Consider the following 21429-nt stretch of genomic DNA (forward strand, 5'->3'; position numbering starts at 1 on the left):
GGCGGCAGGGGCCCGGTGAGGCTGGGTCCCATTCGGCCAGCGTCTCCCGCAAGCGCTTGGCCACGATCTTGCTTTCGTTCCGTCTTGCACTTGTCACGTGTCGTGGCCTCAGGGTGCTCGCGAGGGAACGGTCCGGCCAGTCGAACACGTCGTGCGCGACGCGCGGCCGCCGGGTGCGCGCCGAATGGGCCCTGCCGGCGATGGCGCTCGGCAGGTCACGTCCCCACCCGGAGTCCTTGGCGCCAGCTGGGGTGGGACGGAGTCCAGCCCAGTTCGCGCTTGGCCTTGGCGTTGGACGCGCCGCGCAGTTCGGTCATGAGGACGACGCCGGCGGGTCCGGCGGCCAGCCGTCCGATGAACCGGGGCACGCGCATCGGCTTCTTGGCGCCGAGCATCGCCGCCAGTTCCGGCAGCCACTGGGCGACCGGGGCCGGGTCGTCGTCGACGATGTTGTAGACACCGCGGCCGCCGTTCTCCACCGCCGCCACCGTGGCCTCGGCGGCGTCGGCGATGTGGACGAACGACCACACCCCGCCGCCGTCCCCGACCACCGGGAACCTGCGCTTGCGGATCATCTCCAGCTGCTCCGAGCCCGGCGCCATGGACGTGCCGGGTCCGTAGAACGCGCCGTAGCGCAGCACGATCCCCTCGATCCCGTCGGCGCCCAGCACGGCCTTCTCCATGTACTCGACCGCAGCGATCATCGACGCCATCTGGGCGACCGGGGAGCGGTCCAGGGGGTCCTCTTCGGTCTTGACCGGGCCGCCGGTCCGGGCGTAGGTGAACGCGCCGTTGCTCTGGGCGATGAACCGTCGGACTCCGGTGCCGCGCGCGGCGGCGAGCAGGTTGTCGGTGCCCTCGATCCGCAGCCGGTCGGTGGCGGCGAAGCTGCGTTCGAAGTGGCGGGTGTCGATATGCCCGATGGCGGTCAGCTGGTTGACGATCACCTCCGGGTCCGCCTCCCGGACGGCCTTCGTGACCTGGGCGCGGTCCAGCGCGTCGGCGATGACCGGTACCGCGCCCATCCGTGTGACCGCGGCCTTGCCGGTTTCGCTGCGGACCATGGCGAACACCTCGTGCCCCGCGTCGACCAGACGCGGCAGCAGCTCCTTGCCCATCGCTCCGGTCGCCCCTGCCACCAGCACTCTCATCATCGGCTCCTTCGGTCTCCGGTTCTGGTTCGCCACTTGAACCGGATGGCCCGCCGATTGCTGACAGGAGTCAGGTGTGAACCACGTCACACCATCAGCAGGGGCCGGCCATGGTCGGCCGCCGTCCACTGCTCGGTGGCGCGTTCGAGCTTGTCAGGGTTCGCCTGGGTCCTGCAGGCGGTGATGCCCCCGGCCGTGACCTCCAGGCACATGATGGCGACGACCCGGCCCTCCACGACGGCCACCACGGCGGGTTCGCCGTTGGCGGCCCAGGCGTAGATCTCGGACGAGCCGCCGACGATGGCGCGCTTGGCCCCGGTGGGCTTGAACAGCCCCCGCATGAACTGCGCGACCGCGGCGGCCCCCTCGAACGCCCTGGTGCGGGCCGGGACCTTCCCTCCGCCATCGCCGACCGAGATGGCGTCCTTGGTGAGCAGGCGTACGAGCTCACCGGTCTGGCCACTCGTGGCGGCGGCGAGGAACTCCTCGACGACCCGGAAGGCGGCGGCCTCGTCGATCTCCCGGCGGGCCTTGCCGTGCGCGAGATGCTTCTTGGCGCGGTGGAAGATCTGCTGGCTGGCGGCCTCGGTGATGTCGAGGATCTCGGCGATCTCCCGGTGCGGGTAGTCGAACGCCTCCCGCAGCACGTAGACGGCCCGTTCGCTCGGGGACAGGCGCTCCATGAGGGTGAGGACCGCGTACGACACCGATTCGCGCTGCTCGACGGTGTCGGCCGGGCCGAGCATCGGGTCCCCCGCGAGCAGCGGCTCGGGGAGCCACCGGCCGACATAGGTCTCGCGGCGCGCGCGGGCGGAGGCGAGCTGGTTGAGGCACAGGTTGGTGAGCACCTTCGTCAACCAGGCCTCAGGAACCTCGACCCGGTCGACGTCGGCGGCCTGCCAGCGCAGGAACGTCTCCTGGACGACGTCCTGCGCCTCGTAGGCGGAGCCGAGGAGGCGGTAGGCGATGGCCTCCAGACGGGGCCGCGCCATCTCGAAGCGGTCGACGTCCTGCACCGTCAGAGGCATGACCTGATCTTAATCAGCGGCACGATCACACAGCTCGTGGCAGGCCCGCACGATGATGCCGTCGGCGTCGACCGACCGTCTCCAGCCAGCCGTCCGACACCACGCCCTTTGATGGGGGCGTTCTCAGCCGCGTCGTGGTGGCGGGTGGGGTTGGGGATGTCGCACGGCTGGAGGAGGGCAGGCGGCACGCCGCTCCGCCGCCAGGCTCGCAGTGTCGTAAGACGATCCGTTGCGGCCGGATCCGGGCGCGGCTCTGATGAACCAGCGGCGTGGGTGAGGGCGTCTGAGCACTGGCCTTCCTGCTCCACGTAACTCGCTCTGAACATGATCGAGAGGAGTTCGCCTTTTCGCTCAGCTCTCAGGCCGTCTTGATGTCCTCGCCGTGGGGGTCGTCCGGTGGGAGGTCACACGGCGGGCGGTGATGTGGTGTGGTCGTGCTGCCAGAGGCGGCGGTAGCGATGGTCCGGAGCGATCAGGGCCAGGCGGGCACCGGTGGGGTCGGTGATGAGAGCGAACCGGCCGGGCGGGATGTCGGCGGGCGGGATGTGGACGCGTGCGCCGAGTTCGGCGGCGAGGGCCGTGGAACTGTCGCAGTCGGCGACCTCGAAGTAGGGCAGCCACTGGCCTGGCCAGCGCGCCGGCCATTGCTCGTCGATCTGGACCATGCCGGCGACTGATCGTGTGCCGATCTTGGCGTGGGTGAAACCTTCGTCGGTGTCCACCATGCGCCAGCTGAACACCCGCTCGTAGAAGCGGCGGGCGTGGTGCGGGTCGCGGCAGGCCAGTTCCATCCAGCACATGGTCGATGGTTCATCGATGAGCGCGGAGTGCTGGTGCTCGAAGGGCTCCCAGAGCCCGAAGCGGGCGCCTTCGGGGTCGGCGAACAGCCCGTGCTGCCCGAGCAGGCCGACCTGCCGCATTCCCACCAGTTCCCGGCCGCCGGAGGCGTTGATGGCGGCGATGCCGGCGGCCAGGTCGGTGGTGCGGAAGTAGCAGATCCACGACGATGGCGAAGTCCGCTCTGACAGCGGCTGCAGACCGGCGATTCCAGGCCCGAGCGGGACTTCGCGGGTGAAAATCGCGTATTCGCCGAGCGTGTCCAGGGTCATGGTGTAGGAAAACCAGCCGAACAACTGGCCGTAGAATTCCTTGGACTGCTCCACATTGGCGGTGTCCAACTCCACCCAGACGGGCATCCCCTGGGGGCGGTGGTCGACTTCAGGCACGAATCCCAGCCTAGGAGCCGATTCAGCACCCCAGGGGCGTTGCAGGTAAGGGCCTGGTTGGAGAACGGTCAATGCCGCGCCACCTGCGCGACCGCATCTGCACCAACGAACCCGACCGCCGTCGCGGACTGGCAGCGACCACCAAGATCGCGGGTGAGGCGGCGGGCCACGGGGCGTCAGGCGTTGATTTCGAGTGCCGGCTCAGCCGATCTTGGGGGTGGCGCGGTCGATGATCGGGGCGAGGTCCAGGCCGGGCGGGAGGGTGCCGAAGGCGGATCCCCAGTCGCCGGCGAGGCGGGTGGCGCAGAAGGCGTCGGCGATGGCCGGGTGCCCGTGCCTGACCAGCAGCGAACCCTGCAGGACGAGGGCCATCCGCTCGACGATGCGGCGCGCGCGGACCTGGACCGTCTCGAGGTCCCGCAGGGACGCCTCGACCTCGGCGACGGCGGCGTCCAGGCGCGGGTCCGCCCCGGCGGCCCGGCCGACCTCGCCGAAGAACGCTTCGACGGTCTGCGGCTCCTTGGCCATCGCCCGCAACACGTCCAGCGCCGCGACGTTGCCGGAGCCCTCCCAGAGTCTGCGGAGGCGTAGATTTTAAGGTAAAATCGCAGGTGAGAGTACCTTTTAATCAAGCGTGGTGATGGCTGGTGCGGGGCCGTGTCGGGCAGTCCGCTAGCCGGTTCGCTAACTCGTTCTCCGGTTGAGAGGAGGAGTCGATGCGACAGCCGTACGTAGCCAGGAAGGTCAGCAAGCGCACCGGGGCGACCCGGTACACGGGGATGTACTACGACGCGACCGGGACACCCCGGTCGGCCGGCACCTACGACGACGAACTGGAGGCACTGACCGCTGCCCGCCGGGAACAGGACAAGCCTGCGAGCGGCGTCCTGGGGGAGATGACGCTGGCGCAGAGGCGCGCGATGACGTTCGAGGAGTTCTGGCCGATCTTCCAGCGGCATCACCGGGTCGAGCCGAACACGATGCAGACCTACTTCGGGACCTGGATCAACCACGTCCGCCCATACCTGAAGGCCGATCGGGTGGCGACATTCGACTCCGCCCGCGCCATCCAGTACTTCACCTGGCTGGCAGAGGCGGAGCGGACGGTGAATACGCGGCGGGCCTGCCGGACGGTCCTCTCAGCGATGCTCGGCCTGGCAATCCGGCTGGGCTACCGCAGCGACAACCCCGTCCGGGGGCTGAACGTCGGAAAACAGGCCGCCCACAAGAACATCAAAGTCATCAACGAGACGGTGTTCTGGGAGCTGTGCGACAAGCTACCGCTGCCGACACAGCGGCTGTTCGCCGAGTACATCATCTCCACCGGAGTCCGCTTCTGTGAAGCGATCTCCTTCCAGGAAGGAGACCTGGACTACGACACCGGGATGCTGAAGGTGTGCCGGTCGACCGTGGAGGTGGCCAAGCAGTTCCACCCGGCCGCCGGCCGGTTCGTGACCCGCCCCTACACCAAGAACGGGGAGCACCGCCGATTCAAAATCGGCAGGCCACTGGTGGAGAAGATCCGCGGCCACGCCCAAGAACACGGACTGAAAACCGGTGACCTGATCTTCCCTGTGCGGCTGTTCAAGCCGGAGACGGCCTGGGTCAACCTCCCACGCTGCACCGAAGAGGAGATGCAGGCTGCCGCGAAGACCAGCTTCATCTCACCCGTCACCGGTGTACGGGTCACACACACCAAAGTCAGTACCTACCGAAAGCACGGGTGCCGGTGCGGGCCGTGCGTGCAGGCATACCGCGACTATCGGTCGGCTTATCGGGTGCAGGCCATGGCCCGCAAAGGCAAGGTTGCTCGCCGACGGGTCCGCCGGGACGGCAACGACTACCTGGCGGCCAGTGAGTGGAGCGCCATGTGGATCCCGGCCCGCAGGGCCGTCGGCGTCGACATAACCCCGTACCAGCTGCGCCACTCCCATGCGTCCCTCCTACTGGCGCATGGTGTCCCGCTGCCCGACGTCCAGGCTCGGCTGGGCCACAACGATCTGACCTCGACCACCCACTACGTGTGGGCGCTGGCCGAGGAAAGCGAGGCCGCCGCAACCGCGATGAATGTGCTGCTGGGCTACGAGGCCAAGCAACCAGACCCGCAGGAGGCGATGCTCGCGCGCATGGAGGCCATGATGAATCGCATGCAAGCCATGATCGACCCTCCCCTCGCACGCCGGATCGCAGCCGAAAGCTCCACCTCTCGCCCGGGCCTGCACCTAGTCACCGACACCCTCACCGCCATGCAAATCCCAACCGGCAACTGACACTCCAGACGCACTCGGCCATGGCAGCCCGGCCCGGAACTCCTCGTCGGCGGCCGCCTGGTAGCTGGTGTCAGACATTCCGACGCGACCACGGGTCGCTAGCAAGCATCCCCGCGTACGTGGGGAGCACATCGTGCGGCCCGGTGTTGGTGACGCCGTTGCCGGACCATCCCCGCGTGCGCGGGGAGCACCCGGTGAGGCCGTCTCCGAATCCGCAATTGGAGGGACCACACCGGCGTGCGCGGGGAGCACGCCAGCATGTCGTCCATCACCTGCGGGTTGGGGGGTCACCCCCGCGTGCGCGGGGAGCACTCCTCAACGGCCACCTGCGCGTCCGGCATCACGGGACCACACCGCGTGCGGGGATAGTCCCTTCGGCAAACCCAACGTCGCCCTCGTCCTCAACCGCTCCCCCCGCACGCGGGGATGGTTCTGGTCACCACCTTCGAGTACGAGGACGGGTGGCCCGTCAGGACCAGCGTGTGTCGGGAATGTGAAGTCTGGCGGCTGCCTGGTTGCGCGACAGCATCCTGATGTTTTGCGTGGGCAGTTGTCTGGGGCCGTCCATGTCGATGAGGTGGGTGGGGCCGTAGGGCCACGGGCCATGGACGAGCGCGATCAGGTTGTTCGTCGCCAGATTCTTCAGAGTCTGGTGGACGACGTCGGCGTCGGGGCCCGGGCTTGCCAACCACAGGATCGGCGGCCTCTCGCTGACCTCGTCAGCGCCAGCCCGGCGGTGCGTGTTCTCAAGGTGCTCGATCGTGTCCTCCAGGGTTTCGAACATGTGGAGGGTCGAGGCGAGGAGTTCGGGCGGCACCGAGGAGGTGTCGCCGAGCAGTTGCTCGAGATCAGGCTGTGCGATGACGACGTCGATCTGTTCGAGGCCGTCCACGAGAGCGTCGACCAGCATGGCGCGCAAGAGGTGTTGGGTTCCGGGGCCGATGACGCCGGAGCCTTCTGGATGACTGAAGGCCCGGACCAGGGACCGAGGCTGCTCGGCGCGAGCGCGCGTGCGGGTGGTGACCAGCCGGCGGATGGTGGAGATGGGTGTGCTGCTCATGATCGCTCCTGCTCGGTGCTTGTCGGAGCCCTGATCAAAGCTCGAAAGCCCAGGCCAGCGCCCTGAGCGAAACCCGTCATGGCGAGAAGTGGTCACTGCCGGCCCGCGCCCGTGGGGTGGGCCGGCAGTGATTCACCGTGGTGGCGGTGGCTGCGAGGTGGTGGGTCCGCCGCGGCTCGCGGTGGTGACTTCTGCTCATTGGGACGAAACCTTCATCGCCCAATCTCGTGACGCATCAAAGTTACTTCGCTACTCTCCGTGCTCGGAGGTGATGCGGGTGGGGATCCCCGTCGAGCAGAACGTGAAGCAGCTTCTGGAAGGGATCGTCGCGGACGAGCTGCTCGTCCCGTACACCGCGCTGCTCGCGCGGTCCGGGTGTCTGCTGGAAGAGGCCGATGAGCTGCTCGGTGGGCCTGAACGGATCAAAGCACTCACCGATTCGGGCTTGGCCCACGTCCGTGGTGGTGGGCCGGCACTGCCGCCGCAGGTGATGCCCACCCCGCCGAACCTGGCTCTCCAGAGCGCGCTGGCCGATCTGGCGCGCCAGTTGACCGCAGAGCATGAGCGGCTGTTGGACGGCCACAGGCGGATGCTCGACATGCACCCGTCCAGCTCGGCGGCGATGAGTGGGGACGCGGGTCAGCTGGTGCAGATCCTCACCGACCGAAACGAGATCAGCGACATGTCCCGGTCGCTGATCAGCACGGCTCGGCGTGACTGGATGACCCTCGACAACTACGTCCTGGAGGCGTCGGTCGACGAGTTCATCACCGTCTCGCCGCTGCCTTCGTTCGAGGGTGAGGTGAGGTGCCGGGCGATCTACGAGACGCGGTGCGCCGAGCATCCGGTCGGCGTCAAGACCATCGAGGCCGCCGTCGAGGCCGGTGAGGAAGCGCGGCTGCTGCCTCGGATCGGCATGAAGATGCAAATCGTCGATGAGGCCATCGCGCTTCTTCCGCTGACGCCGACGGGGTTGTCGGGCGCGTTGCTCGTCCGCTCGTCGGTCATCGTCGAGGCGTTGCGGGAGTACTTCGAGTTCCTGTGGGAGCGCGCGATCCCATTCGGCTCCGCACGGCCCGAAAGTCCGCTGTCGCCTCTCCAGCAGAAGATCCTGAGCATGATGGCGGAGGGCCTGTCGGACGAGGGCATCGCTCGCCGCGCTGACGTGAGCCTGTCGACGGTGCGCCGGCATTCCGCCGCCATCAGGGAGAAGCTCGGTTTCGAGAGCCGCTTCGCCGCCGGCGTCGCGGCCGTCCGACGCGGCTGGCTCGGTTGAACCCCCGTAGCTGCGAGCTGAGAGGCGACCCGATGCCCGAATACCAGGACTTTGTTCCGAACCAAAGGATCCGCCCGAGCCTCGCGCTGTCGCCGGACGGAAGCATGGTGGCGTACTCCGGTAACGCTGGAGGCAGCTTCGACCTCTGGGTGCTCTCGATCGCCACCGGTGAGGCCCGGCAGTTGACCGAGCTGGCCGACCAAGCGGTGCAGCAGGTCGCGTGGATGCCGGACGGTAAGTCTGTGGTGTTCTCCGCGGATCGCCAGGGCGATGAGCAGTTCCGGCTCTACCGGGTCGATGTCGACGGAACAAACCTTGGCGAGCTCAGTTCTGGGCCGGACTGCCAGCGGATACTCGCGACGGTGCCTTTCGATGCCGCGGGACGCTACCTTGCGTACGCCGCCAATGATCGTGATGAGGCCGTCCAGGATCTGATCGTCCGGGACCTCGCCGACGACACCGAGCGCCGCATCGTCCCGCCGGCCGAGGTCGCCTTCGAACCGGCGAGCGTGTCGCCGGACGGGAAGTGGCTGCTGGCGGCCGGCTTCCGTTCGAACACCGACGTCGCGCTCTACCTGGTGGACCTCGAAGCCGGGGAAGAACCAGTCTGTGTCACTGCCGAGTTCGGCGGAGGCGTGTTCGAGCCAGGTCCGTGGATGGCGGACTCAGCCGGGTTCTACCTGCTCACGAACCTCTGGAGTGAGTTCGCCGCGGCGGCCCGCTACCGCCTTGGCGGAACCTTGGAGCCCGTCGCACAGCATGACTGGGATGTCGAACTCATCGACACTGCGGGGGACGCGCTCATCTGGTCCGTCAACGAGGCAGGCCGCTCCACTCTGCACGCATCGGGGGGTGGCGAAGCGGTCGGCCTACCGGAAATTCCTTCGGGAGTCGTCACCTCCCTTGCGCTGGCGCCGGGTGGCCGAGCAGCGGTCGTTCTGATCGATGCCGCCACCCGCCCAGTCGAGATCGCCATACTCGATCGGGACTCCGGCTTTCGGTATCTGACCGATGGCCGTCCACCCGCACTCCACGTCGTCGAGCCGGCGGCGCCGGAGTCGATCACTTACCCTGCTGCAGGCGGTCGGCGGGTCCAAGGGCTTCTCTACCGGCCTCACCGGCCGGGTCCGCATCCTGTCCTGCTGTCCATTCACGGTGGACCTGAGGACCAAGAGCGCCCGCGCTACGTCTTCTCCGGGCTCTACCAGCATCTGCTAAACGAGGGGATCGCGGTCTTCGCTCCGAACATCGCCGGTTCCACCGGATACGGGTCTGCGCACCAAAAACTCATCTACCGCGACTGGGGTGGCGTCGACCTCGACGACCTCGATCACGCGGTTCGCTATCTGCGGTCTGCTCGCGACCTCGACACTGACCGCATGGCCGCCATGGGCGCGTCCTACGGGGGCTTCGCTGCGCTGTCCTGCCTTTCCCGGCTTCCGTACGAATGGGCTGCTGGGGTTTCCCTGTGCGGCCCGACGAACCTGGTCACTCTCGCCAGGGAGTGTCCTCCGACTTGGAAGACCTTTGTGGCCACGGTGTTGGGTGATCCGGTGAAGGATCTCGACTACCTCACCGAACGGTCCCCGGTTACTCACGCCGACGCCATTGGCGCACCTTTGCTGATACTCCAGGGAGGCCGTGATCCTCGTGTCCCGCGCACTGAGTCCGACCACTTCGTGGACCGTCTGCGTGAGCGGGGTGTGGAGGTCGCCTACGAGGTCTTCGAGGATGAGGGACATGGGTTCAGTCAGCGGAAGAACGAGCTTCGCGCATACGAACAGACCGCAGCCTTCCTGACTCGGCACCTGTTGGCCAAGGGGTAAGGTCGGTCTGCTGCGGCCGGAGTGAATATGAAACGCAAGGGGTCCGTGCGCTTTCAGTAGAGCATAGGAAAAGTGTCGGCGTGATCAATTTATCGTGCTCTACGGTGGTTGATCGTGTCCGGAATATTCGCGCCGCTGGCGCTATTCAAGAACCCTGCGGTTTCTCCCTTGTTCATCTCGCGTCTCGTCTCGAGCGCGGGTGTCGGTTTCGGGCAATTGGCTCTCGCGTGGGGAGTCATGGACCTGGGCTATGGTCCTGCGGCGCTCGCCGTCGTGATGGCCTGCAAAGCCGCACCGGCCATACTCATGATCGCCACCGGAATCGCCGGCGACCGGCTCCGGCGCCACTACGTACTGGTTGCGGCTGAGCTTCTGGCGACAGTGGCCTGGCTGGGGCTCGGCGCATGCTTCCTGACGGGCATCGCCTCGCTTCCGCTGGTGTGCGGCCTTGCCGTCCTTTCGGGTGTGGCGACGGCGATGTTCCTCCCGACGATCCGGGGAATCGTGGCGGACCTGCTCACCGAGACGAGCCGACCGGCCGGCAACGCCCTGATCAACCAGACTGAATCAATCGGACTCCTCATCGGTCTGGCGACGTCCGGCGTGGTGGTCAGCGCCGTGGGCGCCGGATGGGCGGCCTCAGCGCGAGGCGTGCTCTGCGCCGTGAGCGCACTCCTGCTGAGCCGCCTGACGACCGGACGCCAAGACCGCGGCTCCGAGATGCTCGGCGACCTGCGAGCGGGCTGGTTCCAGTTCGCGGCGCACCGATGGGTCTGGACGATGGCGTTGCAGTTCACTGCCCTCATCGTCGCCGTGGCATGCTTCACCGACGTCATAGGACCGATGTTCATGAAACACGGTCACGGAGGCGCACGCGCATGGGGCATCGTCGCCGCCTGCGAAGCCTTCGGAGCTCTGGCCGGAGCTCTGGTCGGCGCGCGCCTCAGGACGTCCAAGCCGGTCCTTGTCGCCACGGCGCTTCCCGCTTCCGCGGCGATCCCGATGATCCTGATGTGGGGTGGCGTCCCCTGGACGGTCATCGGCTTGGCGATCTTCGTGCCCGGCATCTGCCAGGCCGCGTACTACGTTCTCTGGACGACCGCTCTGCAGGATCATTTCGCTCGGGCGGTGCTGGTCCGGGTCAACAGCTGGAGCATCGTCGGCAGCTACCTGCTCACCCCCTTCGTCCTGGTCGCTGTGGGCCCCCTCATTGAGAAGATCGGCTCCCAGAACGCTGCGTTCATCACAGGGCTTCTGGTGCTTGCCGCAACCGGGGTGGCACTCCTGTCGGTCAGATCGGTCGTCACCGCAGGCTGGACGGCAGCCGGCCCCCGCCAGACCGAGCCGATGCCGTCCTGACCTCTGTCCGCGCGCCCGCTTGAGAGGGTCCGGGAGTTGTTCACGACCATGGTTCTCCGAGAAGAGGCGCGACACGCCTGCGATGGAGCTCGCACTGATCAGGGCTCGCAGGGAAGTATGGAGCGCAAACAGCTTGACTCAGCTCTAGTAGAAGTCAGGCGCTGTCATCTGCCGTCACATGAGAGGAACTCTGCATGGCTCGAGCGACAACCACCCGGAGGATCTCACCACATGACCGATCACGAGACCCCCGCAGACGAGCGCACGGAACTCCTCGCCGGCGAGCTGTTTGACCGCGCTCGCGCGCTCGCGCAGCACATCCAGGACTCGCCCGGCCTGATGCGGCCGGAGGCCGTCCGCACGATCACGGGCAATCTGACCCAGGTGGCCTTCCGCCTCGCTCAGATCGCCGAGGAACTGGACGCCTTCCTCAACAGAGAACTCGACGCCGGACGACTCGGACATCATCGCGGCGACGATCCCGTCCCGACCGTCCTGAAGGCACACGACGCGCTGGCCAGGGCGACCGAGCAATCCATGGACCTCGGCGTGTCCTTCCGGCGTGCCTCCAGAACACTCGACGTCATCCACGGAACCGAGGACGCCGCATCGGCGCAGCAGAAAGCCGTCGACGGACAGTCGCCGGCGGACCAGCGGGCCGAGGCGAGGACGACGGAGATCGAGTCGGCCTCTAAGGACTTTCCACACCCCATCGGTGATGTCCTCAGCAGCACCCCGACCCCACCGACCCCTGCGGAGCATCGTCCGAGCCTCAAACCTCCGCCTCCACGCCGCGAGATGTAACCGCCGAGGGAGGTCCGGAGCGCGGTACGGCGTTCGATGGAACGAGGTCCCGCGCTCCTGCGGCAGCTGCCACGGGCTGCTCGGCGCATGGGTGCTCATCACATAGGAATCGTCTGTCGTCGGCCCTGGCCGGGTGAGCTGCTTGCGGGCGTCGAAACTGGCGCCCGCAAGCGCCTGCCCGGCCGGCTGGACCGGCGAGGTAGGCAGGGCCGTTCCATGCATGGTGCTCATCGCCGCCTCGGGCCGTCCGAATGCTCTGGGAACCTCGGAGATCTGTGCTGACGGGGTCGTCTGTCCGGCATCGGTCCAACGGCCCCTTCCAGCAGCGACGCGCTTAATACAAGGCATTGAAGGGGCGGCCACGACGCCCCAGACGGCCTCAGCCGGCGCGGGGCAAGAAATGGATAAGGCGTGCGTTATGGCTGCGGACCGGGCGCGGTCCGCAGTGAGCGCGGGACGGATCGAGCGCGATCCGTGGTGAGGAGGCTGGTGATCGAAGACCCTGATGGTGGAGCTGCGTCGAGGGCCGTGAAGCGACGCAACCGTCGGAGGCGGCATGCCGCGAGGCGAGGACGGGTGCTGCAACTCCGCTTGTCGGACGAGGAGCGCGCAGCCTTGAGCGCGGCGGCTGAGCGGGAGCAGTTGGCGACTGCGGCATGGGCGGCGCTGACGCTGTCGGCTGCGGCGAACGGAACGCCGCGGGAGGAGTACCGCGAGCTGTGGGAACTGCTTGAGGCCGTGTTGCAAGCGCGCGGCCAGGCACAGCGGATCGGCGTCAACCTCAACCAAGCGGTCGCGGCACTGAACTCAGGAGAGATGTCGTCGACGCTCCAGTGGTACGCCGACGCGGCGGCGCGGACGGTGTGCAAGCTCGATGACCTGGCCGAAGAGCTGAGAAGGCGGCTGCCGTGACCACGTCGGCGCCGGCGACGAGCGCACCGGGGTGATCGGAAAGGTTCTGCGCGGCGCCCGGGTCCAGGGGCTTCTCCGCTACCTGTACGGCCCGGGCGCCAACGGTGAGCATCACGACCCTCACATCGTCGCCGGGTTCGATCCCCCGGGTGTGCTGGAGCCGGTGGTGGGGCCTGATGGCCGCCGCGACCTTCGCCGTTTGGACGGCCTGCTGTCCCAGCCGATGGCTTTGCTTCGTGAGCGGAACTACCGGAAGCCCGTCTGGCATTGCGCCGTCCGGGCCGCCCCGGAGGACCCGATCTTGTCCGATGCGCAGTGGGCTCGGATCGCGACAGAGATCATGCAACGGACGGGGCTGGCGCCGAACGGGGACGTCGACGCCGTCCGTTGGATCGCCGTCCGCCACGCGGACGACCACGTCCACATCGTCGCTACGCTCGCCCGGCCGGACGGCGTCCGTCCGGAGGTGTGGAATGACGGGTATCGAGTCCGGGACGCCTGCCGGACGATGGAGGACTACTTCGGCCTGCGGTCGACGGCTCCTGCGGACCGGACGGCCGCCCGGGGTCCGAAGCGGGGCGAGACCGAGAAGGCCGTCCGCCGCGGCCAGGAGATGCCGTCTCGTACGCTGCTGCGCCGCGCAGTCCAGACGGCCGCAGCCGGCGCCCGCTCTGAGAACGAGTTCTTCGCGCGCCTCGACGCCGAGGACGTTCTGGTGCGGCGGCGTTTCAGCCAGCGGACGGACGGCGAGGTCACCGGATACGCGGTGGCCCTGCCCAGGGACGTGAACGCGGACGGTCAGCCGGTCTGGTTCGGCGGCGGCAAACTCGCCGCCGACCTGACCTTGCCCAAACTCCGCCGCCGCTGGACGAGTGCGGACGGCTCCGTCCGGCCGCCGGACGGCGTCCGGACGCTGGACGGACGGCATCTGTCCGTGCGGACGAAACGCGTCCTGCTGCGGACGGCCGTCCGCCGCGCCGCGGACGAGTCTCGGACGACTGCCGAGTTCTTGAGCCGGCTTCAGGAGGACGGCTTGTGGGCGAAGCCTCGCTACAGCCAGCTCAACCCGGGCCAGGTCACCGGCTATGCCGTCGCGTTCCCCACGGAACATGATGGCGAAGAGCCGATCTGGTTCTCCGGCAGCAGCCTCGCCGACGACCTCTCGCTGGCTCGTCTCCGGCAACACTGGTCAGGAGACGCCGGGTACCGCATGTCGACCATCGAGCATGACGAGCTGACGCTGGAGGAGCGGCAAGCGTTTTACGACGACGCCGCTCGCGCCGCCTCCTACGCGACTGCGGCGATCCGCCGGCATCTGGCCACAAATCCATATGCAGCTCAGGACGCCTGCTGGGCTGCCTCCGACGCTCTCCATGTAGCCGCCCAGGCCACCGGCAACCGCCACCTGCACCGCGCTGCCGATGCCTATGATCGCGCAGCCCGCGCGCCCTACGGCCGTATCCCGCGTCCGACGCCCGCAGGCAACGCCCTGCGCACCACGGCTCGGCTTCTCGCCCTCACCGGCTCCATCAGGAACCGGACGACGGTGTCCACCATGCTGCTCGTCGCCAACTTCATCACCCTGCTCGACACCATCGCCGAACTCCGCCGGCTCCAGCGCCGCCACGCCCAAGCCGACGCCGCTCGCAAAGCAGCCGCCCAAGCCCGCGACGCGAGAATCGCCACCGGCACTCCGGTGCCCCGGCAGAGCGAACCAACGGCCACACCTTCCCAGGTGAGCCTGGCCATGGCCGGATTTCCGATGCCGTGGGCTCCGATGGATCCTGCTGCCACCAGCAGACCGGCGGCGACGAAACCCGCTCGCCCAACCCGAGACAGAAGACGTCCATGACCGGGTGACTCGGCAAGAGGGAAAGCTCACGTCGAGAGTTGCTCCGCTGGAGACCAACAAAGCCAGACCCTCTGGCTCGGCGAGCGGTCGGGGCGCACGCGCTTGCTCAATTCGCAGCACGAGCCGACCAGTGCCTCTGCGTATCGAATCGCAACTGGGCTGCGGCGCGGGCGGTTGATCGTGGGCGACCATCGACACGCCGAATGCTTACTGTAGTTGATCGACGACCTAACGTATTGCATGGTTCTGATCACTGACTTTGGTTGATGGGCCTGCGGCTCGTCAACCACTGGCCGACGGGGGAGTGATGGAGACGCTGGTATCGGTCGATCAGAGAGAGCTGGCGGTGCGGCGGGAGCGCCTGCTGCGGCTGCACTTCGAGCTCAAGAGGCTGGGCGCCTCGGTGAGGGTGCGCCGGCCGCGCAACGGGCGATGGCGGTTGAGAGTCCGCCGCGACGGCTGGTCGGAGACGGTCATGTGCGCGGGCGCTGATGGCGCGTACGCATACGTCACGGCGCACGGGCGACTCCTCGGCACGGCCAGCGAAGTCCGGTACGTCGCTCAGGTGCTGCTCTGGATGGTGGAACGGCGGGTGCGATGACCATCTTCAAGCACCGTCGCCTTCCTGCACCCGCAGGCCCAGGACTGCAAGAACAGTCGGCGGGGTCGGCGACGGGAACGACGAACTCCGAGACACGAGATCGCGTAGTCCGGGTCGTGGTGGCCGTGGTCGCGCCGCTGATCACGGCACTGGCCGTGCTCGGTGGGCTGGGGTCGTTCACCACCGTGCGGGAGCTGGCGGAACCGCACTTCAAGGGCCTGGCGTGGATCGTTCCGGTGGGCATGGACCTCGGCATCATGGTCCTGCTGGCCTGGGATCTGCTGATGGAGTACCTGGACCTGCCGTGGCCGGTGCTGCGCTGGGTCGCCTGGGCCTACATCGGCGGCACCGTGCTGGTCAATGTGTCCGCGGCGCGCGGTCAGCTGGCTGGCAGCGTGATGTACGCGGCGATGCCGGTGCTGTTCATCACTGTGGTGGAAGGCGTCCGGCATCTGATCCGGCGCTGGGTGGGGCTGGCGTCCGGTCGCCGGGTGGAGCGTGTGCCGGTGGCGCGGTGGCTGCTGGCGCCGGTCTCGAGTCTGCTGCTCTGGCGGCGGATGGTTCTGTGGCACGTCACCGCCTACCGGGACGGGCTGGAGCTGGAGTACCGGCATCTTCTGGCGGTGTCGCGGCTGCAGGAAGAGTACGGGCGGTGGGCATGGCGTTGGGACGCGCCGCTGGCCGAGCGGCTCTCGCTGCGCCGACTGCCGGCCGACGTTGACGAGGATGAATTCGAGAGCGCATCGTCCGCAGGTACGGGGGAGGACGAGCTGCTGGCTGCCGCACGGCGGATCCGGCGGCAGGCGCGGCGGCAAGGGGTCCGGTTCACCAGGGACTACCTAGGTGACCAGCTGCGGGACATGGGGTACCCGGTCGCGAACACGCGCGTCCGGCGGCTCCTGGCCGTGCTCCGCGACGACTCGGCCCAGGGCGGTGGGGCATGAGCGGGCCGGTGCCGGCGGGAGACCATGAGGCCGACCCGGGGGAGAAGCGACAGCGTCAGCTCGACTTCTTGCAGGGGATCGCCGAGTACGGCGTGGCCGGTCTGCTCGACGGGCGTCTCGAATGGATTGCGTGGCTTGAGCAGGCGAGCCGCCATGGACGCTACGGATTCACCAACACCCTGCTGATCCCTGCGCAAAAGCCCGCGGCAACGGACGTCCGTTCGTACGACGACTGGAAGAAGCAGGGACGCCAGGTTCTACGCGGTGAGACCGGCATCCGCATCCTTTCCCGCTCAGGCAAGCCCCGGCCGGTCTTCGACATCGAACAGACCGACGGCGTGGCGCTCGAACTGCCCGAACCGGCCTCGACGTCCGAGGGGTTGGCGAGGCTCGCCCGGCTGACCGGCGACCTCGGCCTCTATCTAGACAGAGGCCAGGGCTGGACCTATCTGGGCGACCCGGCGAAGCGGCTGTTCATCGCTCCCGAGATGGAGGATCTCGCGGCGGCCACGCATCTCGCGCATCAGCTCGCCCACGTCCTCGACGTCCAGGGACGTCCGAAGGCGGCGAACCTCGACCAGGACGCATGCCGGGGCGCACGGCGTGCCTTCGCCGACTCGGTCGCCTTCCTGGTGCTGACGGAGGTCGGCCTGCCGACGGAGCATCTGTCCTTCTCCGCTCCGCGCAGCTGGGCGGGATCCGACGAGAGGGCCAACGCGGCTGGAGCTATCCGCGTGGTCGGAGAGCAGGTAGTCCGCACGGCATCGCGGCTGCGTTACCGGCTCAGCAACCTGCAGACGGTTGGCCCGGACGCTCCCGTCCGTCGAGCGAAGATTCGGGAAGAGATAGCAGCCACCTCGAGCTCGCCCGCATCGCTGGAGACCCCGAACGCAGAGCTTCCAGCCGCAGACGTACCGCGCGAAGAATTGCTCGCTGCCATCGACGACGCGCACCGCTTCTTCGTCGCCAACCTCGGCGGAAGCTGGGGCGCCTCCTACCTGGTCGGCCGCGGATTCACCGCGGACGTTCAGGCACGGTGGCAGGTCGGGCACGCGCTCCGTCCACGCCAAGCCCTCGTCCAACACCTCCGTCAGCGGGGCCACAGTGACGAAGCCATCGTGGCCGCTGGCCTGGGCAGGTTCGGAGTGGACGGCGAGCTGATCGACATCTTCCGTGACCGTGTCCTGCTGCCCTTACGCAACGACGACGGCGCCGTCGTGGGATTCATTGGCAGGCAGCAGAACAGCTTCGCCGGGCCGAAGTACATCAACACCCCGGACACAGTGCTCTTCCACAAGCACGAGGTGCTCTTCGGCCTCCACGAAACCGGCAGCCGGCTCGCGCAGGGCGTTCGTCCGCTCATGGTCGAAGGACCGCTGGACGCGATCGCAGTCAACACCGTCATGCCAGAGACCTACGCCGCCGTCGCCGGCTGCGGGACGGCCATCGGCCCAGCCCACCTGGACGCACTCAACCGCTACACCGACCTCGACACCTCCGGCCTCGTCATCGCACTCGACGGCGATCCTGCCGGCCGGGTGGGAGCCATCCGCGCCTGGCGCCACCTGAACGAGGTCACCGGACCAGTCGATACCGTCCGGCTCCCCACAGACCGAGACCCTGCCGACCTGCTCGGCAAATCGGGACAAGAAGGCGTCGAGAAGGCGTTACGGTCCGTAATTCCGCTGGCTGACCTGGTGATTGATGAGAGACTGGAGCGGTTCGGAGGAACGCTGGAGTTCGCCGAGAACCAGCTGGCCGCCGTTCGCGCCGCTGCGACCGTCATCGCCGGCCTGCCGTCAAGCCAGGCCGCCAGGCAAGTCGCCCGAGTCGCGTCCCGCACCCAGCTAGACCCTGCCGACGTCACCGCCGCCGTAGCCGCAGCGATCGCCCCAGACCCGCCCACCGACCTGGCAGCGGCAGCGAACGACTTCCCTTCACCGCCTGAACTCCGACCTCACACACCTGCGCGCGAGCCGCGAACGGCGGCACCGCCACGGCGGGCACGCCGCACCAAGTAGCCACCTTCTCCCGAGGAGAACCCCATGACCACCCAGCACCCCGACCCGATCGCCGAAGGCTTCTCGCACGGTGGCGAACGCCTGATCCAGATCCTGGCGCTGGCGACCGCTCTCAAACAGAGCTACGCCCAGCGTGCGGCCCGGTTACGGGCCGCCGAACTGGCACGGGACGCAGCAGCCGAGCGCACTGAATCCGCAGCTCAGCAGGCGGCGTTCGCCGAGGCCCGCTCCCGGTGGGTACGCGCCCACGACCGAAAATGGCTTCAGCAGGCCGGGCTCCTGCACGTCGCCGAAGCGTGGGGAGCCGCCGTCCCCTACGCCGCCGAAAGTTCATCGGCGGCCGCAGCCGTGCGCAAGTGCGAGAACCGCCTTCGTGACCTGCACCCGCATGCGATGAGCCACTACGACCGAGCCCGCGGCGAGGGCATGGAACCTCTGGACGCGATGCGCCAAGCCGCCCCCTTCTTCACTCGGGACCCCAACGTCCGCACCGGCGAGCCCGCAACCGTTCGGCCCATGCTCACCGAAGGCAGCGGCACCGAATGGGCCGCCACCATCCACGGCCCGCATCGCAGCGACTGGGAGAACGCCCGCCAGGAGCAGCGCGCCCACCACATCGCCGACCAACTCCGCCGCCAACCCCAGCAGCCCGGCCACGACGAGTTGCGAACGGTCCTGGAAGCCACCACCAACCTGCCAGACGAAGTGATCGCCAAGGTCACTTCACCCGCCCCGAGCACACAGGGTGCCCAGGCGCGCCTCGCGGCCGAAGGCTTCCCTTTCACCATCGACCAAGCCCTCGAGATCAGCGCCAAGCGGCCCGGCGAGACACCAAGCACCCGCAGGACCACCACCCAGACAACCGACCGAAACAGACGCCGCAATCTCTGACGACAGGAGAAAACATCATGTCCAACGGACTCCTGGCCGACGACATCTGGGCCCTGACCATCGTCACCGTCTTCGTGGTCCTGGCCGTCCTGCCGACCTTCATCGCCCTCATCCGCGGCGCGGACGAGATCCTGCTCATCATGCTGGTCAACGCCCTGTGCTGCGCCACCGTCATCGGCTGGCCCATCGCACTGGTCATGGCCATCAAGTGGCCGCGCAAGAACCTCCACCCCACCCGGCCACCACATATCCACACCTCGCCGCCCCGCACCCAGCTCCAAGACCCTCGCAGGGTGATCCGAGGCCGCATTGAATGACGGTGTCCGTCGTTATAACGGGGAAGGCGCGCTCGCGCTGCGACCACGGGTAGCCCGCGGCAATCCCTGGGGGCCCTGTGGCAAGGGCGGATTCCCAGGTACTTGGCTGGCGGGGCGTTCATCATCCTGGTCGCGTTCAGCTGACACCGGGCTACCGACGAAACCCGCTGACCAACTGCGAAGCGGTGTCCACCCGGCCTGGTTCCACGCCATGGAAGCTCGTCTTCCGCTTCGGCCTTAGGCCTGGTTCATGGCGACCTTGGTGGTGTCGAGTGGGCACGGGACGTCCTGTCGGGCGCTGGATGGTGGGGACGTACGTCAGGGGCGGTGGGCGGGGAGGGGGGAGGCGGTGTCGGTCCAGCCTTGCCGGCGGACGAGGGTGTATCCGTCGAGCTTGGCCGGTTTCCTCGGGTGGAGCCGCGGCGGCAGGCGCGGGCGTATGTGACCGGGCTTTTGGCGCCGGTGGAGCCGTCACCACCGCATCCAAATCTAAATCCCCTGATAGTAGTATTAGCTGGCCATCGCCGGGTCGGGCACGTGGGCGAAGCCGCGGGTGGCCTGGTAGACGCTATTACGTCCGCTGTGGCAGTTGCGCAGACCTCCGATAGGTGTTGGGGTCAAGCTGCGGTTGCTTCGGCTGCCGGAAAAGCCTTGGTTTGGTCGTAGGCCTCGGCGGTCTGGAGGCAATGGTGCAACTGCCCCAGCATCCGGTTGAACAGATGGCGTAGGGCTGCGGGATGGCTGTCGCCGGTATCTCGGCGTCGTTGGTAGTGGGCTCGTGCGGGAGCGGAGTTGGTCATGGCCATGAAGGCCCAGACGTAGCCGACCGCGGCCAACCTGTTGTTCTTGACCAGGCGGCGGGTGATGGAGACGCTGCGCCCGGACGCTCGGGTCACCGGTGCGGATCCGGCGTAGGCCTTTAGGGCCTGTTTCTTGGATCAGGTGCGTAGCCAGATGAGTAGGACAGCGACGGTGATGGTGCCGGTGAACAGGTAGCCGCGTTTGTCGAAGCGGGTCGCGACGGCGCGGAACTGCTTGAGCCGGTTGATGGCGCGTTCGACGGTGTTGCGTTGCTTGTAGCGCTCGGGGTCGAAGTCGGGCGGGCGTCCACCGCGGCGTCCGCGGTCGCGGCGGTGCTGCCGCTGGTCGGCCGGCACCGGGATGGTGTGCCCGATCCCGCGTCGACGCAGATACGCCCGGTTGGCCCGCGAGGAGTAGGCCTTGTCGGCCAGCACGTGATCGGGACGGCGGCGCGGGCGACCCGGCCCCAGCCGCGTCACGTTGATGGCGTCCAGGACCGCGACGAACTGCGGGCTGTCACCCCACTGACCAGGAGTGACCAGGAAGGACAGCACCCGACAGCGGCCGTCGGCGGCCAGATGAATCTTGGTGGACAGCCCGCCGCGGGAACGTCCTAGTGCTTCGCCTGCCGGGCCACCTCCTCCAGCAGGGCGACCAGCTCGCGCCATGACGGGTTGTCCTGGTTCGTCCCGGCACCGTCCCCCTTTTCCGGTGGGGCGGGCGGCGGCCGGTGCGGGGCGCCGGCCGCGTGCTGGTGCGCCCGCTGGATCGTGGAATCGACCGACACCCGCCAGTCGATGTCACCGGCGGCGTCGGCCTGGGCGCGCACCACCTGAAGCAGCCGCTCCCAGGTCCCATCCGCCGACCAGCGCCGAAACCGCTTGTAGACGGTGATCCACTCCCCGAACTCCGGCGGCAGATCACGCCAGGGCACACCGGTCCGCACCCGATGACAGATCCCATTGATCACCCGACGATGGTCGACCCACCGACCACCCCGCCCGCCCGTCGGTGGCAGCAACGGCGCCAGCCGCTCCCACTGCGCATCGGTCAAGTCACCACGACCCATCAACCCACAGTGACCCAACCA

The 21429-nt window shown here is 67.9% G+C and carries 17 protein-coding genes and 2 pseudogenes; 12 read left to right on the forward strand and 7 right to left on the reverse strand.

Annotation, left to right across the window (positions count from 1 at the left end; genetic code table 11):
• Positions 1-215: 215 nt before the first annotated feature.
• The 4 genes from F9B16_RS02990 to F9B16_RS03005 form a co-directional block, all read right to left on the reverse strand.
• Positions 216-1151, reverse strand: coding sequence for an NAD-dependent epimerase/dehydratase family protein (locus F9B16_RS02990; protein ID WP_151538250.1), 936 nt, complete (start codon positions 1149-1151; stop codon positions 216-218).
• Positions 1152-1237: 86 nt separating this feature from the next.
• On the reverse strand, positions 1238-2179 hold the full coding sequence (gene sigJ / locus F9B16_RS02995; RefSeq protein WP_151538251.1) for an RNA polymerase sigma factor SigJ: 942 nt from the start codon (positions 2177-2179) through the stop codon (positions 1238-1240).
• 404 nt (positions 2180-2583) lie between these two features.
• Positions 2584-3405, reverse strand: a complete 822-nt coding sequence (locus F9B16_RS03000) for a VOC family protein (protein ID WP_151538252.1) — start codon at positions 3403-3405, stop codon at positions 2584-2586.
• Between the two features lie 201 nt (positions 3406-3606).
• The gene (locus F9B16_RS03005; protein ID WP_225991302.1) at positions 3607-3933 is read right to left on the reverse strand and encodes a hypothetical protein; all 327 of its coding nucleotides are present in this window, start codon (positions 3931-3933) and stop codon (positions 3607-3609) included.
• Between the two features lie 188 nt (positions 3934-4121).
• Here F9B16_RS03005 and F9B16_RS03010 point away from each other — a divergent pair, with 188 nt between their 5' ends.
• A complete protein-coding gene (locus F9B16_RS03010; protein WP_151538253.1) occupies positions 4122-5675 on the forward strand; it encodes a tyrosine-type recombinase/integrase in 1554 nt (517 codons plus the stop codon).
• Between the two features lie 469 nt (positions 5676-6144).
• On the opposite strand, the gene F9B16_RS03015 is transcribed toward F9B16_RS03010, so the two are convergent.
• Complete coding sequence (locus F9B16_RS03015; RefSeq protein ID WP_151538254.1) at positions 6145-6735, reverse strand: hypothetical protein; 591 nt, start codon at positions 6733-6735, stop codon at positions 6145-6147.
• A 277-nt stretch (positions 6736-7012) separates the two neighbouring features.
• Here F9B16_RS03015 and F9B16_RS03020 point away from each other — a divergent pair, with 277 nt between their 5' ends.
• The 11 genes from F9B16_RS03020 to F9B16_RS50670 all read left to right on the forward strand — a co-directional run bounded on the left by F9B16_RS03020 (position 7013) and on the right by F9B16_RS50670 (position 19538).
• Positions 7013-8011 carry a helix-turn-helix transcriptional regulator gene (locus F9B16_RS03020; protein ID WP_192808598.1) on the forward strand — a complete coding sequence of 333 codons (999 nt, stop codon included), beginning with the start codon at positions 7013-7015 and terminating at the stop codon, positions 8009-8011.
• Between the two features lie 32 nt (positions 8012-8043).
• The gene (locus F9B16_RS03025; protein WP_151538256.1) at positions 8044-9837 is read left to right on the forward strand and encodes a S9 family peptidase; all 1794 of its coding nucleotides are present in this window, start codon (positions 8044-8046) and stop codon (positions 9835-9837) included.
• Between the two features lie 114 nt (positions 9838-9951).
• Complete coding sequence (locus F9B16_RS03030; protein ID WP_192808599.1) at positions 9952-11196, forward strand: MFS transporter; 1245 nt, start codon at positions 9952-9954, stop codon at positions 11194-11196.
• Between the two features lie 231 nt (positions 11197-11427).
• A complete protein-coding gene (locus F9B16_RS03035; RefSeq protein WP_151538258.1) occupies positions 11428-12000 on the forward strand; it encodes a hypothetical protein in 573 nt (190 codons plus the stop codon).
• Positions 12001-12576: 576 nt separating this feature from the next.
• A complete protein-coding gene (locus F9B16_RS03040) occupies positions 12577-12912 on the forward strand; it encodes a hypothetical protein (protein ID WP_151538259.1) in 336 nt (111 codons plus the stop codon).
• Positions 12913-12943: 31 nt separating this feature from the next.
• Complete coding sequence (locus F9B16_RS03045; RefSeq protein ID WP_151538260.1) at positions 12944-14764, forward strand: relaxase/mobilization nuclease domain-containing protein; 1821 nt, start codon at positions 12944-12946, stop codon at positions 14762-14764.
• A gap of 307 nt (positions 14765-15071) precedes the next feature.
• Positions 15072-15365 carry a hypothetical protein gene (locus tag F9B16_RS03050; RefSeq protein WP_151538261.1) on the forward strand — a complete coding sequence of 98 codons (294 nt, stop codon included), beginning with the start codon at positions 15072-15074 and terminating at the stop codon, positions 15363-15365.
• Positions 15362-16309, forward strand: a complete 948-nt coding sequence (locus F9B16_RS03055; protein ID WP_151538262.1) for a DUF2637 domain-containing protein — start codon at positions 15362-15364, stop codon at positions 16307-16309. Before F9B16_RS03050 ends, F9B16_RS03055 begins: the two co-directional genes overlap by 4 nt.
• A complete protein-coding gene (locus F9B16_RS03060) occupies positions 16306-18330 on the forward strand; it encodes a toprim domain-containing protein (RefSeq protein ID WP_151538263.1) in 2025 nt (674 codons plus the stop codon). The genes F9B16_RS03055 and F9B16_RS03060 overlap by 4 nt, the downstream gene beginning before the upstream one ends.
• Before the next feature lie 24 nt (positions 18331-18354).
• Positions 18355-19221: a hypothetical protein gene (locus F9B16_RS50665; protein WP_192808600.1), complete on the forward strand. Its 867-nt coding sequence runs from the start codon at positions 18355-18357 to the stop codon at positions 19219-19221.
• Between the two features lie 17 nt (positions 19222-19238).
• Positions 19239-19538: a superinfection immunity protein gene (locus tag F9B16_RS50670; RefSeq protein WP_192808601.1), complete on the forward strand. Its 300-nt coding sequence runs from the start codon at positions 19239-19241 to the stop codon at positions 19536-19538.
• A gap of 617 nt (positions 19539-20155) precedes the next feature.
• Here F9B16_RS50670 and F9B16_RS03075 read toward each other — a convergent pair.
• Positions 20156-20467 (reverse strand): annotated as a pseudogene (locus F9B16_RS03075) (IS110 family transposase); the annotation flags it as partial.
• Between the two features lie 9 nt (positions 20468-20476).
• A pseudogene (locus F9B16_RS03080) lies at positions 20477-21408 on the reverse strand (IS5 family transposase).
• Positions 21409-21429: the final 21 nt, after the last annotated feature.

The sequence above is a fragment of the Actinomadura montaniterrae genome (assembly GCF_008923365.1).
GTDB lineage: Bacteria > Actinomycetota > Actinomycetes > Streptosporangiales > Streptosporangiaceae > Spirillospora > Spirillospora montaniterrae.

Excerpts from the sequence above, each read along its gene's own strand:
- F9B16_RS02990 (WP_151538250.1), bottom strand. The coding sequence starts at position 1,151 with ATGAGAGTGCTGGTGGCAGGGGCGACCGGAGCGATGGGCAAGGAGCTG.
- sigJ (WP_151538251.1), bottom strand. The coding sequence starts at position 2,179 with ATGCCTCTGACGGTGCAGGACGTCGACCGCTTCGAGATGGCGCGGCCC.
- F9B16_RS03005 (WP_225991302.1), bottom strand. The coding sequence starts at position 3,933 with ATGGCCAAGGAGCCGCAGACCGTCGAAGCGTTCTTCGGCGAGGTCGGC.
- F9B16_RS03010 (WP_151538253.1), top strand. The coding sequence starts at position 4,122 with ATGCGACAGCCGTACGTAGCCAGGAAGGTCAGCAAGCGCACCGGGGCG.
- F9B16_RS03015 (WP_151538254.1), bottom strand. The coding sequence starts at position 6,735 with ATGAGCAGCACACCCATCTCCACCATCCGCCGGCTGGTCACCACCCGC.
- F9B16_RS03025 (WP_151538256.1), top strand. The coding sequence starts at position 8,044 with ATGCCCGAATACCAGGACTTTGTTCCGAACCAAAGGATCCGCCCGAGC.
- F9B16_RS03035 (WP_151538258.1), top strand. The coding sequence starts at position 11,428 with ATGACCGATCACGAGACCCCCGCAGACGAGCGCACGGAACTCCTCGCC.
- F9B16_RS03050 (WP_151538261.1), top strand. The coding sequence starts at position 15,072 with ATGGAGACGCTGGTATCGGTCGATCAGAGAGAGCTGGCGGTGCGGCGG.
- F9B16_RS03055 (WP_151538262.1), top strand. The coding sequence starts at position 15,362 with ATGACCATCTTCAAGCACCGTCGCCTTCCTGCACCCGCAGGCCCAGGA.
- F9B16_RS03060 (WP_151538263.1), top strand. The coding sequence starts at position 16,306 with ATGAGCGGGCCGGTGCCGGCGGGAGACCATGAGGCCGACCCGGGGGAG.
- F9B16_RS50665 (WP_192808600.1), top strand. The coding sequence starts at position 18,355 with ATGACCACCCAGCACCCCGACCCGATCGCCGAAGGCTTCTCGCACGGT.
- F9B16_RS50670 (WP_192808601.1), top strand. The coding sequence starts at position 19,239 with ATGTCCAACGGACTCCTGGCCGACGACATCTGGGCCCTGACCATCGTC.